We start from the raw sequence: 14,859 nt of genomic DNA on the forward strand, positions 1-14,859 counted from the left end.
CTGGTTTCCCTGCGCTTCCTGGCGTTGTCCTACAACTAACAACTCCCCGTCTTCTGGCTGCTCTGCGCTGGCTGCTGTTTTATAGGCCATCGTCCAATGGGAGAAGCCCATTGGCTGCTGTTTGGCAATGGAGTGTCAGGTGTATGTCACGTGGAGTGGGTAAGGGAATGATGGAAGCCTGTGGTTTTCACAAGATAAAGGTCGACCCTTTTACCAAGGGTTTTGATATGGGGCTGGCCAAGCCACTGTCCCGTTCGGTCAGGCTCAATGGGTTTTCTACCTGCCTGCGGCTTGAACAGATCTATTGGAATATCCTGACGGAAATCGCCAGGCTCAATACCTGTTCGGTCAGTGCGCTGTTGTCCTATGTCGATCGGGAAGTGCATTTGCGTTACGGAGGCGTGAAGAACTTCAGTGGGCTGGTGAGGGTGGTGTGCGTGGTTCACGTCCTCAAAGGTCGGGGCGCCCTCACGTCCGGGGATACGCTCGCGCAGTAGTCCGATGGCCGGGCCTTCAGCCCGACGGGCCGGGTCCTGGGCACAAAGCCGGCTGCGCTGTATTGATTTACCAGATATAATCCCGCGCTTTGCTGCGCATGCCGGGCTTTATGCACAGGGCAGGGCGTGGCGCTGTAACGATCTGATCGCCGAGACATCTCCATGCCCATGTACGACTATCAATGCGCTTCCTGTGGTCATCAGTTGGAAGCCATTCAGAAGATCAGCGCCGCGCCGCTGGTCGATTGCCCTGCCTGCCAGGCACCTGAGTTGAAGAAGATGTTGTCCATGCCGGGCTTCCGCCTGAGCGGCAGCGGCTGGTACGAGACTGATTTCAAGACCGGTGCCAAGAAGAACCTGGCCGGCGGCGACAAAGCAGACTGAGTTGAACTCTACGCGCAGGCTCCTGCATTATCCGTCCCCTGCTTTAATGTGCGGTGACGAGGCGGGCCTGCCACCGAATTTCGAATTACGAGAAGTGAAACCACGACCATGATGCGCAGCCACTATTGCGGCCAACTGAACGAGACCCTGGAAGGTCAGGAAATCACCCTTTGCGGATGGGTTCACCGTCGCCGCGACCACGGCGGGGTAATCTTCCTCGATATCCGCGACCGTGATGGTCTGGCCCAGGTAGTGTTCGACCCGGACCGCGCCGAAAGCTTCGCCGCCGCCGACCGCGTGCGCAGCGAATACGTAGTGAAGATCACCGGCAAGGTACGCCTGCGTCCGGCCGGTGCCGTGAACAAGAACATGGCTTCCGGCGGCATCGAAGTGCTGGGCTATGAGCTGGAAGTGCTGAACGAGTCGGAAACCCCGCCGTTCCCGCTCAACGAATACTCCGACGTGGGCGAAGAAACTCGCCTGCGCTACCGTTTCCTGGACCTGCGTCGTCCGGAAATGGCCGAGAAGCTGCGCCTGCGCTCGCGCATGACCACCAGCATCCGCCGCTTCCTGGATGAAAACGGCTTCCTCGACGTCGAAACCCCGATCCTCACCCGGGCCACCCCGGAAGGCGCACGCGACTACCTGGTACCGAGCCGTACCCATGCCGGCAGCTTCTTCGCCTTGCCGCAATCGCCGCAGCTGTTCAAGCAACTGCTGATGGTGGCTGGTTTCGACCGCTACTACCAGATCGCCAAGTGCTTCCGTGACGAAGACCTGCGTGCCGATCGCCAGCCGGAATTCACCCAGATCGACATCGAGACCAGCTTCCTCGATGAAAAAGAGATCATGGGCCTGACCGAGCAGATGATCCGCAACCTGTTCAAGGAAGTCCTGGACCTGGAGTTCGGCGAATTCCCGCACATGACCTTCGAAGAAGCCATGCGCCGCTACGGTTCCGACAAGCCAGACCTGCGTAACCCGCTGGAGCTGGTGGACGTGGCCGACCAGCTCAAGGACGTCGACTTCAAGGTGTTCAGCGGCCCGGCCAACGATCCTAAATGCCGCATCGCCGCCCTGCGTGTGCCTGGCGGCGCGAGCATGCCGCGCAAGCAGATCGACGACTACACCAAGTTCGTCGGCATCTACGGTGCCAAGGGCCTGGCGTACATCAAGGTCAACGAGCGCGCCAACGGTGTCGACGGCCTGCAATCGCCGATCGTGAAAAACATCCCTGAAGCCAACCTGAACACGATCCTCGATCGCGTCGGTGCGGTTGACGGCGACATCGTGTTCTTCGGTGCCGACAAGGCCAAGATCGTCAGCGAGGCCCTGGGCGCGCTGCGTATCAAGCTCGGTCACGACCTGAACCTGCTGACCTGCGAATGGGCGCCGATGTGGGTTGTGGACTTCCCGATGTTCGAAGAGAACGACGACGGCAGCTTCAGCGCCTTGCACCACCCGTTCACCGCACCGAAGTGCTCCCCGCAAGAGCTGGAAGCCAACCCTGCAGGCGCGCTGTCCCGTGCCTACGACATGGTGTTGAACGGTACTGAACTGGGTGGCGGTTCGATCCGTATCCACCGCAAAGAGATGCAACAAGCGGTCTTCCGCCTGCTGGGCATCAACGAAGCGGAACAGGAAGAGAAATTCGGCTTCCTGCTCGACGCCCTGAAATACGGCGCGCCGCCGCACGGTGGCCTGGCGTTCGGCCTGGACCGTCTGGTGATGCTGATGACCGGCGCCCAGTCGATCCGTGAAGTGATCGCCTTCCCGAAAACCCAGAGCGCTGCGGACGTCATGACCCAGGCTCCGGGTGTGGTTGATGCCAAGGCACTGCGCGAGCTGCACATCCGCCTGCGCGAGACGCCGAAGGCTGAGTAAGGCTGCAGCGTGAAAGCGCGATAAGGTTGTACGCAGTCAAAAAGGCGCATCTTCGGATGCGCCTTTGCGTTTAAAAGAGGGAAATCTCGCCTGGGGCGGGATTGATAAGGTTTCTAGAGAATTCGGAGTTGTGTTATGGCTGGCCATTCCAAGTGGGCGAACATCAAGCACCGCAAAGAGCGTCAGGATGCCAAGAAAGGCAAGATCTTCACCAAGTGGATTCGCGAACTGACCGTCGCTGCCCGTCAGGGTGGCGGTGACCCGGGCTCCAACCCGCGTCTGCGCCTGGCGCTGGACAAGGCGCTGGGCGCCAACATGAGCCGCGACATCATCGACCGCGCCGTGGCCCGTGGTGCCGGTGCGGCCGACACCGACGATATGGTCGAGCTGACCTATGAAGGCTACGGCCCGGGCGGTGTGGCAGTGATGGTCGAATGCATGACCGACAACCGCAACCGTACCGCGGCAGCCGTGCGCCATGCGTTCAGCAAGTGTGGCGGCAACCTTGGCACGGACGGCTCGGTGGCCTACCTGTTCGAGCGCAAGGGGCAGATCACCTTCGCACCGGGCACTGATGAAGACGCGCTGATGGAAGCCGCGATGGAAGCGGATGCCGATGACGTGGTCACCAACGAAGACGGCTCCATCGATGTGTTCACCTCGTTCGCCAGCTTCTACGCCGTGCGTAATGCCCTGGAAGCCGCTGGTTTCAGCGGCACCGACGCGGAGATCGTGATGCTGCCGACCACCAGTGCCGAACTGGACCTGGACGGTGCCCAGAAGGTGCTGAAGCTGCTGGACATGCTTGAAGATCTGGATGACGTGCAGAATGTGTATTCGAATGCCGACATCCCTGGGTCTGTGGCCGAACAGCTCGCTTAAGAACGATGAATATCCGCTGTGGGAGCTGGCTTGCCTGCGATAGCATCACCTCGATTTGACAGAAGCACCGAGGTGCCCGCATTGCAGGCAAGCCAGCTCCCACAGGGCTTCTATGCTGTTACACAAATGTGTGCCTGGCACATACCGTTGTAAATCCAACCCGCAGGCGTTATGACTTTAATCCTAGGTATCGACCCCGGTTCGCGCATCACCGGTTTTGGCGTGGTGCAGCAGACCCCACGCGGCTGTGTGTACGTCGCCTCGGGCTGCATCCGCACTGGCGCAGGGGAATTGGCCGAGCGGCTGCAGATCGTCTATCGCGGCGTACGTGAAGTCATCCAGACCTACGGCCCGGTCACCATGGGCATAGAGAAAGTCTTCATGGCCAAGAATGCCGACTCGGCGTTGAAGCTCGGGCAGGCCCGGGGCGCTGCCATCGTGGCAGGTGCCGAGGAGGGCATGGAGATCGCTGAATACACCGCGACCCAGGTCAAGCAGGCCGTGGTCGGCACCGGTGGCGCCAACAAGGAGCAGGTGCAAATGATGGTCATGCACATGCTCAAGCTCACTTCAAAGCCGCAGATCGACGCCTCGGATGCCCTGGCCATCGCCATTTGCCATGCCCATACCCGCTCCAGCCTGTTGCCTCACGGCTTGGGCGCAGCACGTAGTCGTGGCGGGCGGCTGCGTCTCTGATAGCATCAGCGCAATCGTTATTTTTGCGGTCAGGCTCCGATCTGACCCCCAAGCTTTAAGGATCTGAACCGTGATTGGACGCTTGCGCGGCACCCTGGCTGAGAAACAGCCGCCGCACCTGATTCTGGATGTGAATGGGTTGGGTTATGAGATGGAAGTGCCCATGACCACCCTGTATCGCCTGCCGTCGGTCGGCGAGCCGATAACCTTGCACACTCATTTAGTGGTGCGCGAAGACGCGCAACTACTCTATGGTTTCATCGGCAAGCGTGACCGCGATTTCTTCCGCGAGCTGATTCGTCTCAATGGCGTGGGGCCCAAATTGGCCCTGGCCTTGATGTCGAGCCTGGAAGTGGATGAATTGGTCCGGGCTGTATCGGCCCAGGATACCTCGGCCCTGACCAAGGTGCCGGGGGTGGGCAAGAAGACCGCCGAGCGCTTGTTGGTCGAGCTCAAGGACCGCTTCAAAGCCTGGGAGGTGGTGCCGAGCATGTTCGCCCTGGTACCGAACCAGCCGGATATGCCGGCGGCCCAGGTCGCCAGCGCGGAAAGCGATGCCGTCAATGCGCTGATCTCCCTGGGCTACAAGCCTCAGGAAGCCAGCAAGGCCGTATCGGCCATCAAGGACAAGAACCTGAGCGCTGAAGACATGATTCGCCGTGCCCTGAAGGGAATGATTTAAGTGATTGAAGCCGATCGTCTGATCGCGGCCACCGGCCCGCGTGACCGTGAAGAAGTCCAGGACCGGGCCATCCGCCCGTTGAGCCTGGCCGAATACATCGGCCAGCCCACCGTGCGCGAGCAGATGGAGCTGTTTATCCAGGCCGCTCGCGGGCGCAGTGAGTCCCTGGACCACACCCTGATCTTCGGCCCGCCGGGTTTGGGCAAGACCACTCTGGCCAATATCATCGCCCAGGAAATGGGCGTGTCGATCAAGTCCACCTCCGGCCCGGTGCTTGAGCGTCCTGGCGACTTGGCCGCGTTGCTGACCAATCTTGAACCCCATGACGTGCTGTTTATCGACGAAATCCATCGCTTGTCGCCGATTGTCGAAGAAGTGCTGTACCCAGCCATGGAAGACTTCCAGCTCGACATCATGATCGGCGAAGGCCCGGCGGCCCGTTCGATCAAACTCGACCTGCCGCCCTTTACCCTGGTGGGCGCGACCACCCGCGCGGGCATGTTGACCAACCCGCTGCGAGACCGTTTCGGCATTGTTCAACGTCTAGAGTTCTATAGCACCGCCGATCTGGCGACCATTGTCAGCCGGTCGGCGAGTATCCTCGGCTTGCCCCTGGACCCGGAAGGCGCCTTTGAAATCGCTCGACGCGCTCGCGGTACGCCACGAATTGCCAACCGTTTGCTGCGCCGCGTGCGAGACTTTGCCGAGGTGCGTGCCAAGGGCCACATCACCAAGGCCGTGGCGGACCTGGCCTTGAACCTGCTGGATGTGGACGAACATGGTTTTGATCACCAAGATCGACGCCTACTTTTGACCATGATCGAGAAATTCGACGGTGGCCCGGTCGGCGTGGACAGCCTGGCCGCAGCCATCAGTGAGGAGCGCCATACCATTGAGGATGTGCTGGAACCGTACCTGATTCAGCAGGGCTACATCATGCGAACCCCGCGGGGCAGGGTGGTGACGCGTCATGCCTATTTGCACTTCGGGCTAAACATTCCGTCACGATTGGGAGAGATGCCCGTGGTAGACGAATTCCTCGATGCAGTGGACGATTAAAAAATTGCAGGAGCGAGCTTGCTCGCGAAAAACGCCAACGATAACGCGGTATGTCTGGTTATACGCGGCGTGCTCAGGTTCTTCGCGAGCAAGCTCGCTCCTACAGGGTATTTGTCATGTGGGGTGATTTATCTGAGCTTTGTGCTGTCCCAGTGTCTGGCGTCGTCATTTGAAAGCGTTCAGGAATGAAAAAACAGTTGCCCAGCCAATTGGCAACCTGAGGAGTAAGCACTAGAGTATGCGCGCGCAAAACGGGGATCAGTCGTTCGCACATCGCTGTCGCGTTTATTACGAGGACACCGATGCCGGCGGCATCGTTTATTACGTCAATTACCTGAAATTCATGGAACGGGCTCGAACCGAGCGGCTGCGGGAGTTGGGTTTTGCCCAGTCCGAGCTGGTAGGCGAGGACCTGTTATTCGTCGTGCATTCCAGCGAGGCGCGGTATTACGCGCCGGCGCGACTGGACGATGAGTTGCTGGTCAGTGCTGAAGTCATCGAATTGAACCGTGCCAGCCTGCGTTTCAAGCAGCAGGTCAGGCGGGCCACGGATGCAACGCTGCTCTGTGAGGGGCAGTTCCTGGTGGCGTGTGTGCGCACCAACAGCTTGAAACCTCGGGCCATTCCCGAAACTCTACGCGCGGCCTTTGCCGCCGTGAGCGGCGCGGGTCAACAATCAAAGCAGGAGATTTAGCGTGGAACCTACCGTCGTCGACCATTCCTCCATGTGGAGCCTGGTCAGCAATGCCAGTGTCGTGGTTCAACTGGTCATGCTGACCCTGGTAGCCGCATCGGTTACCTCTTGGGTCATGATTTTTCAGCGCAGCAACATGTTGCGCGCCGGTCGACGTGCCCTGGAGAGCTTTGAAGAGCGCTTCTGGTCGGGTATCGACCTGTCCAAACTGTACCGCCAGGCCGGCAGCAACCCGGACCCGGACTCGGGCGTCGAGCAGATCTTCCGTGCCGGTTTCAAGGAGTTCTCGCGCTTGCGCCAACAGCCGGGTGTCGATCCTGAAGCGGTGATGGAAGGTGTGGCCCGTGCCATGCGCGTGGCCATCTCCCGCGAAGAAGAGAAACTTGAGCAGGGCCTGCCGTTCCTTGCCACCGTGGGTTCTGTCAGCCCGTACATCGGCCTGTTCGGTACCGTATGGGGCATCATGAACTCCTTCCGTGGCCTGGCCCAGGCGCAGCAAGCCACACTGGCCACCGTGGCCCCGGGTATTGCCGAAGCACTGATCGCCACCGCGATCGGCCTGTTCGCCGCTATCCCCGCAGTAATCGCCTACAACCGTTTTGCCGCAACCAGCGAAACCTTGATCGGCCGTTACTACACCTTCGCCGATGAATTCCAGGCGATCCTGCACCGTAAAGTGCACACCAGCGAAGAATAAGCAGGTAATTCCCAATGGCTTTAATCGCTCGAGCTCGCAAAAAGCGCAAGCCGGTCGCCGAGATGAACGTAGTGCCCTACATCGACGTGATGCTGGTGCTGCTGGTGATCTTCATGGTGACCGCGCCGATGCTCAACCAGGGCGTGAAAGTTGATCTGCCCAAGGTTTCCAGTGAAGCCTTGCCGCAGGACAACAACACTCAGGTCCTGACCATTTCGATCAAGGCTGACAAGACCTATTACTGGAACCTTGGCAGCGAAGTCGATACGCAAAAGCAGCAGGACAAGGCCCTGACCTTGCCTGCAATGACCGATGCGGTGACCAAGATCATTCGCTCCGGCAACGAAGGCGGCAAGCACACCCAGGTGTTTATCCGGGGTGACAAATCGGTCGACTACGGCTCCGTCATGGGCGCCATGGGCGGGCTGCAGAAGGCCGGCGTCGGTAACGTTGGCTTGATTACCGAGGCGCCCTGATGCAGCAACAGCGAGAGCCGTCCGCCTCGGAAAGCTACTTCTGGCCTGGCGTGTGGGCAATTGCCCTGCACGTCCTGGTGTTCGGCATGCTGTTCGTCAGCTTTGCCATGACCCCGGACCTGCCGCCAGCCAAGCCGATCGTGCAGGCGACCCTGTATCAGCTGAAATCGAAAAGTCAGGCCACCACCCAGACCAATCAGAAGATTGCGGGTGAGGCCCAGAAGTCGGCCGCGCGCCAGACTGAAGTCGAGCAGATGGAACAGAAGAAGGTCGAGCAGGAAGCGGTGAAGGCTGCTGCGGAACAAAAGAAAGAAGAGGCGGCTCAAAAGGCCGAGGAATCGAAAAAGGCTGACGAAGCCAAGAAGGCCGACGAGGCTAAAAAGGCTGATGAAGCCAAGAAAGCCGAGAAAGCTGCCGAAGCGAAAAAGGCCGAAGAGAAACAATTGGCTGATATAGCCAAGAAGAAATCGGAAGAAGAAGCCAAGAAGGCTGCCGAAGAAGAGGCCAAGAAAAAGGCCGCTGAAGAAGCCAAGAAAAAGATAGTCGAAGACGCGAAAAAGAAAGCCGCCGAAGACGCCAAGAAAAAAGCTGAAGCAGACGAGGCGAAGAAGAAAGTCGCCGACGAAGCGAAGAAGAAAGCTGCCGCCGACGCATCCAAGAAAAAGGCCCAGGAAGCAGCACGCAAATCCGCCGAAGAGAAAAAGGCCCAGGCCCTGGCAGATTTGCTTTCCGACACGCCGCAGCGTCAGCAAGCCTTGGCCGATGAGCGTGGCGATGAAGTCGCGGGCAGTTTCGACGACCTGATTCGGGCGCGGGCAGCGGAAGGTTGGACACGTCCACCTTCGGCACGTAAAGGCATGACAGTAGTGCTGCAGATCGGCATGTTGCCGGACGGTACGGTGACTTCGGTCAGCGTGGCCAAGTCCAGTGGTGACGGTTCGTTCGACAGTTCGGCGGTTGCCGCGGTCAAGAATATTGGCCGGTTGACCGAGATGCAGGGAATGAAACCAAGTGACTTCGCTCCCTATCGTTCATTCAAGATGACATTCACACCTGAGGATCTAGCCTTGTGAGAAACCTTCTTCGAGGAATGCTTGTCGTTATTTGCTGTATGGCAGGGATAGCGGCGGCGGATGAAAAGAACATCCTGGTAACCAGCGGCAGTGATCGGGCCACCCCGATTGCAGTCGTGCCGTTCGGTTGGCAGGGCGGCAGCGTGCTGCCGGACGACATGGCCCAGATCGTCAGCGACGACCTGCGTAACTCCGGTTACTACGCGCCGATTCCAAAAGGCAACATGATCAGCCAGCCAACCCAGGCCAGCGAAGTCATCTTCCGTGACTGGAAGGCGGTGGGCGCCCAGTACCTGATGGTCGGCAGCATCACGCCGGCCGGCGGTCGCCTGCAGATCCAGTACACGTTGTTCAACGTGGCCACCGAGCAGCAGGTCTTGACCGGCAGCGTATCGGGTACCGCCGAACAACTGCGCGACATGGCTCACTACATCTCGGACCAGTCGTTTGAAAAACTCACCGGTATCAAGGGGGCGTTCTCGACGCGCCTACTGTATGTCACGGCTGAGCGTTTCTCTGTAGACAATACCCGCTACACCCTGCAGCGTTCGGACTACGACGGTGCACGTGCAGTGACCTTGCTGCAGTCCCGTGAGCCAATCCTGTCGCCGCGCTTCGCGCCGGACGGCAAGCGTATTGCCTACGTATCGTTCGAACAGCGTCGCCCGCGTATCTTTGTGCAGCACATCGATACTGGCCGTCGTGAGCAGATCACCAACTTCGAAGGCCTCAACGGTGCGCCAGCCTGGTCGCCGGACGGTTCGCGCCTGGCTTTCGTGCTGTCCAAGGACGGCAACCCGGATATCTACGTGATGAACATGGCCTCGCGTCAACTCTCGCGTGTGACCAGCGGCCCGGGCATCAACACCGAACCGTTCTGGGGCAAGGATGGCTCGACCATCTACTTCACCTCTGACCGTGGCGGCAAGCCTCAGGTCTACAAGGCAAATGTGAACGGCGGCGGTGCGGAACGTGTGACCTTTATTGGTAACTACAACGCCAACCCCAAGCTTTCGGCCGATGAAAAGACGTTGGTGATGATTCACCGTCAGGATGGTTTCACTAATTTCCGGGTTGCGGCCCAGGATTTGCAGCGCGGAACCGTAAAAATCCTTACAGATACCAACCTTGATGAGTCAGCCACTGTTGCGCCCAACGGCACCATGGTAATCTACGCCACCCGCCAGCAGGGCCGGGGAGTCTTGATGCTCGTGTCCATCAACGGACGCGTAAGGCTCCCACTTCCTACCGCACAAGGCGAAGTCAGAGAACCATCCTGGTCCCCTTACCTGAACTGACGCGGCGCTACAAAAAGAAGTACTTAACACACTGGGGTTCATTAGGAGTTTCACGATGGAAATGCTGAAGTTTGGTAAGTTTGCTGCTCTGGCTCTGGCTCTGTCCGTAGCCGTTGGTTGCTCCTCTAAAGGCGGCGACAATGCCGGTGAAGGCGCAGCTGTTGATCCAAACGCTGGTTACGGCGCCAACACTGGTGCGGTCGACGGCTCCCTGAGCGAAGAAGCTGCTCTGCGCGCTATCACCACTTTCTACTTCGAATACGACAGTTCGGACCTGAAGCCAGAAGCCATGCGCGCTCTGGACGTTCACGCCAAGGACCTGAAAGCTAACGGCGCTCGCGTTGTTCTGGAAGGTAACACTGACGCCCGTGGTACTCGTGAGTACAACATGGCACTGGGCGAGCGTCGTGCGAAAGCCGTTCAGCGCTACCTGGTACTGCAAGGTGTTGCTCCAGGCCAACTGGAACTGGTTTCCTACGGTAAAGAGCGTCCAGTTGCAACTGGCAACGACGAACAGTCGTGGGCTCAGAACCGTCGCGTCGAACTGCGTAAGTAATTCGTCATGCGAACGTGCCGTCGTGCTCTAACTGTATTGGCTCTCAGCTTCGCACCGCTTGCGGTGTGGGCTGCGGTTCCTGTAACGGATAGCAACTCAGGCTATAACAATAGCGGGAGCAGTTATCCGCCAGCGGGTTATGGCACGAACGGCGCCTATGCGGGGGGAGCGGCTACGTCCGCTCCCTCGGCACAGGGCGAACTGTTCAACCAGCTGCAACGCATGCAGGATCAGTTGGCCCAGCAACAAGGCGCCATTGAAGTTCTGCAGAACCAAGTGAACCAGCTGAAGCAAGAAGGCCTGGAGCGTTACCAGGATCTTGACCGTCGTATTGGAGCCGGTGTTGCACCTGCCGCTACTCCTGATAATTCTTCTACCGGTGGCGCACCCAGTGCCGCTGCCGGTGGCGCAGCAGCGGGGGCCGCCGCGGCTGCCCCTGCCGCCAGCAGTGAACCGGGTGATCCGGCGAAGGAAAAACTGTATTACGATGCAGCCTTCGACCTGATCAAGGCCAAGGATTTCGATAAGGCCAGCCAGGCTTTTACCGCTTTCCTGCGCAAATACCCCAACAGCCAGTACGCGGGCAACGCCCAGTACTGGTTGGGTGAGGTCAACCTGGCAAAGGGTGATTTGCAGGCGGCGGGCCAGGCTTTTGCCAAGGTCAGCCAGCTGTACCCCAAGCATGCCAAGGTTCCGGATTCGCTGTACAAACTCGCTGACGTAGAACGCCGCCTGGGTCACACCGACAAGGTCAAAGGTATTCTGCAGCAGGTGGTTGCCCAGTATCCGGGTACCTCCGCGGCGCAGTTGGCCCAGCGGGACCTGCAACGCTTGTAAGCAATGCAGCCCGTTCAGAAGAAACCCGCGCTTGTCGCGGGTTTTTTCGTTAGAATCCACGCCCTTTTATGAAACACGCTTCCTGGGGTTGACGCGTTGGCGCAATCCCTTGAAGTGCCTGACGGAGGCGGACAGCCTGTTTAGCTGTTACGCCCGTGGCGACTATGCAAGACACATTACGTATTACCGAAGTCTTTTACTCGTTGCAGGGTGAAACGCGCACTGCTGGCCTGCCCACTGTCTTTGTACGGTTGACCGGCTGCCCGTTGCGTTGCCAATACTGTGACAGCGCCTACGCCTTCAGCGGCGGCACTGTGCGCACCCTCGACGACATCCTGGAGCAGGTTGCTGGTTACCGGCCGCGCTACGTCTGCGTGACGGGCGGTGAGCCTCTGGCGCAACCCAACGCCATTCCGTTGCTCAAACAGCTGTGTGATGCCGGTTACGAGGTCTCCCTGGAAACCAGTGGCGCCCTGGACATCTCCGCGGTCGACCCGCGCGTCAGCCGAGTGGTTGACCTCAAGACCCCGGACTCCAAGGAAGCCCACCGCAATCGCTACGAGAACATGGACTTGCTGACGGCCAACGATCAGGTCAAGTTCGTCATCTGTTCCCGTGACGATTATGACTGGGCCACCTCCAAGCTGATCCAGTATGGCCTGGAGCGTCGAGCGGGCGAGGTGCTGTTCTCGCCAAGCCATCACGACCTGAATGCCCGTGACCTGGCGGATTGGGTAGTGGCGGACAACCTGCCGGTACGCCTGCAATTGCAGCTGCACAAGTACCTGTGGAACGACGAGCCGGGGCGCTGATCCGGCTGCTGCGATAGGCGTTCTACCCACCGAATTACCGTTCAAATGCGTTTTTTCTGATTTATTTAAAATAAGGTGTTGAATAATCCTTAGAAATCAGTATTATACGCGCCACCACACAGCGGGTCGTTAGCTCAGTTGGTAGAGCAGTTGGCTTTTAACCAATTGGTCGTAGGTTCGAATCCCACACGACCCACCATTTTTGGCGGTTTAGAAAATCCGGAAGGCCCACGCAAGTGAGGATTTCCGGGTTTTTTTTTGCCTGTGATTTGGCCTGCCCGAGTCGACGTTGGGTCAACGTCTGCGCAAATTTCCGTTGTCGTCCAAAAATTCCTTAAATTCAAATATTCATATGCGGACCGGTGCTGACCCAATAGTCCGGGCGTTCGTGTGGGTGCTCAATGTGTATCAAATCTGATACCGCTGGTCGGAAAACAACCAATAACTTCAAGCAATATCCATTCTTATTCGATTATTTTCTTTATTCGTCAGCTAGTTACAGTTTTTTTAGGGCGTTACCTAAAGGTGGGTCAGTTTATTGGCGAGAAACGCGGTCGATGTTAGTTTGCCACCCTTCGTAAATTCGATGGATCGAACATGAATTCCCAACCGCCACGGACTCGGTATTCACTGAGCATTGCCCTGCTTGTCTGCCTCGCCTCCCCCAGCGTGATGGCGGCAACCCTTCCGGGTGATCAGGACCTGATCCGCGACCGGCAAAACCGCCTGTTGGAAGATCAGCAACGCCGCCTTGAACAACTCAAGGAACTGCCCGGCAAAGAGGCCAGGCCCGAAGCGCCAGCAGCCCCGGTGGACAGCCGTTGCTTCCCGATCCAAACCATTGAACTCCAGGGGGCCGACCACCTGCCTGCCCCTGAACGCGAGCGTCTGCTCAAACCGTACACCGGTCAATGCCTGGGCGTCTCACAACTCAACGCCCTGCTCAAAGACCTCACCGACTTCTACATCGACAAGGGCCTGATGACGAGTCGCGCCTACTTGCCGCAACAGGACATGTCCAAGGGGCATCTGCAAGTGCTGGTGGTGGAGGGCAAACTCGAAGGCTTGAAGGGCGCCGACAACAGCAAGTTGACGGACCGCGAGCTGGCCATGGCCTTTCCCGGCAAAAGCGGCGAGATATTGAACCTGCGAGAAATCGAGCAGGCCGTCGACCAACTCAATCGCTTGCCGTCCAATCAAGCCCAAATGGAGCTGACCCCGGGCGAGGCCGTGGGCGGCAGCTCGGTATTGGTCAAAAACAACCCGCAAAAGCCATGGCGCGCCAGCCTTTCACGTAACAACGATGGCCAGAAAAGCACCGGCGAACAGCAGTGGGGCACCGGCTTTGAGTGGGACAGCCCGCTGGGCCTGGCCGATCAGCTGATTCTGCGCGGCGGCCATGACGCGGTCAGCGACCATCAGAAAACTTCCAAGAACGCGATGCTCTACTACAACGTGCCTTGGGGCTGGTGGAACTTCAGCTATAGCTACAACCAGAGCGATTACCGTTCGGTCGTCCAGGGCGACGGTTTCGACTTCAAGCAAACCGGTGACAGTGAAAACCATCAGTTACGCGCTGAGCGGGTGATCCACCGTGATGCCGTGAGCAAGACGTCGCTCAACGTCGGCCTGTCCCACCTGCGCACCAACAACTACATCGATAGCAGCCGCCTCAAAGAGAGCAGCAACCGCCTCAGTGAACTGCAGTTGGGCATCAACCATGGTCGTCGTATCGGCAGTGCGTTCGTCAACGTCGATGTGGGCATGCAAAACGGCACCGGCGCCTTCGACGCCCAAGGCAATCATAACCCCCTGCCTGGCGTGCCGGATGCGCGCTACCGCAAGTACACCGCCACCGTCAGCTACCTGCAACCCTTCACGCTGTGGGGCGAGTCGTTCAGTTTCACCAGCCTGGCCACCGGCCAACGCAGCGAAGACGTGCTGTTCAGCCCCCAGCGCATGAGCCTCGGTGGCTCGGCGTCGGTACGCGGCTACAAGGATCAGCAACTGACCGGCGACAGCGGCGGTTACTGGCGCAATGACCTGCGCTGGAGCCGCCCGGTGACCCTCGGTTGGCTGCGCCCGGTGTTCGGCGAGTACGGTGCCAGCGTGGGCTACGACCAGGGCGTGATCCGCAATGGTCGCTACAACGGCGAAGTGCACGGCCGCGTCTCGAGCAACTCCCTTGAGCTGTTCGCCCGCGGCCAACACGTGAGCACCAGCGTGACCTTTGCCCACTCACTGGAACGACCGGCCGCGCTGCTTGAGCGCGAAGCACCGATCTACTTCCGCATGGATTTCTTCCTGTAATTCAACGCCCAGTTGCAACGAG

General features: G+C 59.0%; 16 protein-coding genes and 1 tRNA gene. All 17 read left to right on the forward strand.

The genetic code is table 11. The features are described from left to right. Positions 1 to 143 precede the first annotated feature (143 nt). The 17 genes from APH41_RS08445 to APH41_RS08525 all read left to right on the forward strand — a co-directional run bounded on the left by APH41_RS08445 (position 144) and on the right by APH41_RS08525 (position 14,837). Positions 144 to 497, forward strand: a complete 354-nt coding sequence (locus tag APH41_RS08445) for a ribbon-helix-helix domain-containing protein (protein WP_034128584.1) — start codon at positions 144 to 146, stop codon at positions 495 to 497. Between the two features lie 162 nt (positions 498 to 659). Continuing rightward, positions 660 to 881 (forward strand): FmdB family zinc ribbon protein, encoded by a 222-nt coding sequence (locus APH41_RS08450; protein ID WP_003193872.1) that lies wholly within the window; start codon positions 660 to 662, stop codon positions 879 to 881. Between the two features lie 108 nt (positions 882 to 989). Next, positions 990 to 2,765, forward strand: a complete 1,776-nt coding sequence (gene aspS, locus APH41_RS08455; protein ID WP_005790914.1) for an aspartate--tRNA ligase — start codon at positions 990 to 992, stop codon at positions 2,763 to 2,765. A gap of 135 nt (positions 2,766 to 2,900) precedes the next feature. Next, a complete protein-coding gene (locus APH41_RS08460) occupies positions 2,901 to 3,647 on the forward strand; it encodes a YebC/PmpR family DNA-binding transcriptional regulator (protein WP_054918443.1) in 747 nt (248 codons plus the stop codon). 171 nt (positions 3,648 to 3,818) lie between these two features. Next, the gene (gene ruvC, locus APH41_RS08465) at positions 3,819 to 4,343 is read left to right on the forward strand and encodes a crossover junction endodeoxyribonuclease RuvC (protein WP_019821257.1); all 525 of its coding nucleotides are present in this window, start codon (positions 3,819 to 3,821) and stop codon (positions 4,341 to 4,343) included. Positions 4,344 to 4,413: 70 nt separating this feature from the next. Further along, on the forward strand, positions 4,414 to 5,025 hold the full coding sequence (gene ruvA / locus APH41_RS08470; protein WP_054918446.1) for a Holliday junction branch migration protein RuvA: 612 nt from the start codon (positions 4,414 to 4,416) through the stop codon (positions 5,023 to 5,025). Continuing rightward, positions 5,026 to 6,084, forward strand: a complete 1,059-nt coding sequence (gene ruvB / locus APH41_RS08475) for a Holliday junction branch migration DNA helicase RuvB (protein WP_003193867.1) — start codon at positions 5,026 to 5,028, stop codon at positions 6,082 to 6,084. A 238-nt stretch (positions 6,085 to 6,322) separates the two neighbouring features. Continuing rightward, positions 6,323 to 6,778, forward strand: a complete 456-nt coding sequence (ybgC, locus tag APH41_RS08480) for a tol-pal system-associated acyl-CoA thioesterase (protein ID WP_014719714.1) — start codon at positions 6,323 to 6,325, stop codon at positions 6,776 to 6,778. A 1-nt stretch (position 6,779) separates the two neighbouring features. Further along, positions 6,780 to 7,475, forward strand: a complete 696-nt coding sequence (gene tolQ, locus APH41_RS08485) for a protein TolQ (RefSeq protein ID WP_003193865.1) — start codon at positions 6,780 to 6,782, stop codon at positions 7,473 to 7,475. A gap of 23 nt (positions 7,476 to 7,498) precedes the next feature. Then, complete coding sequence (gene tolR, locus APH41_RS08490; protein ID WP_161793227.1) at positions 7,499 to 7,951, forward strand: protein TolR; 453 nt, start codon at positions 7,499 to 7,501, stop codon at positions 7,949 to 7,951. Next, positions 7,951 to 9,024, forward strand: a complete 1,074-nt coding sequence (gene tolA / locus APH41_RS08495) for a cell envelope integrity protein TolA (protein WP_003193863.1) — start codon at positions 7,951 to 7,953, stop codon at positions 9,022 to 9,024. Before tolR ends, tolA begins: the two co-directional genes overlap by 1 nt. Before the next feature lie 17 nt (positions 9,025 to 9,041). After that, on the forward strand, positions 9,042 to 10,322 hold the full coding sequence (tolB, locus tag APH41_RS08500; protein WP_032874245.1) for a Tol-Pal system beta propeller repeat protein TolB: 1,281 nt from the start codon (positions 9,042 to 9,044) through the stop codon (positions 10,320 to 10,322). Between the two features lie 55 nt (positions 10,323 to 10,377). Next, the gene (gene pal / locus APH41_RS08505) at positions 10,378 to 10,878 is read left to right on the forward strand and encodes a peptidoglycan-associated lipoprotein Pal (RefSeq protein ID WP_003193861.1); all 501 of its coding nucleotides are present in this window, start codon (positions 10,378 to 10,380) and stop codon (positions 10,876 to 10,878) included. Positions 10,879 to 10,884: 6 nt separating this feature from the next. After that, positions 10,885 to 11,715, forward strand: coding sequence for a tol-pal system protein YbgF (gene ybgF / locus APH41_RS08510; protein ID WP_034128581.1), 831 nt, complete (start codon positions 10,885 to 10,887; stop codon positions 11,713 to 11,715). A 164-nt stretch (positions 11,716 to 11,879) separates the two neighbouring features. Continuing rightward, on the forward strand, positions 11,880 to 12,527 hold the full coding sequence (gene queE / locus APH41_RS08515) for a 7-carboxy-7-deazaguanine synthase QueE (protein ID WP_034128580.1): 648 nt from the start codon (positions 11,880 to 11,882) through the stop codon (positions 12,525 to 12,527). Between the two features lie 123 nt (positions 12,528 to 12,650). Continuing rightward, positions 12,651 to 12,726, forward strand: a tRNA-Lys gene (locus APH41_RS08520). Positions 12,727 to 13,124: 398 nt separating this feature from the next. Further along, positions 13,125 to 14,837 carry a ShlB/FhaC/HecB family hemolysin secretion/activation protein gene (locus APH41_RS08525; protein ID WP_034128579.1) on the forward strand — a complete coding sequence of 571 codons (1,713 nt, stop codon included), beginning with the start codon at positions 13,125 to 13,127 and terminating at the stop codon, positions 14,835 to 14,837. Positions 14,838 to 14,859: the final 22 nt, after the last annotated feature.

The sequence above is a fragment of the Pseudomonas sp. NBRC 111138 genome, from assembly GCF_001320835.1.
GTDB classification, from domain to species: domain Bacteria; phylum Pseudomonadota; class Gammaproteobacteria; order Pseudomonadales; family Pseudomonadaceae; genus Aquipseudomonas; species Aquipseudomonas paracarnis.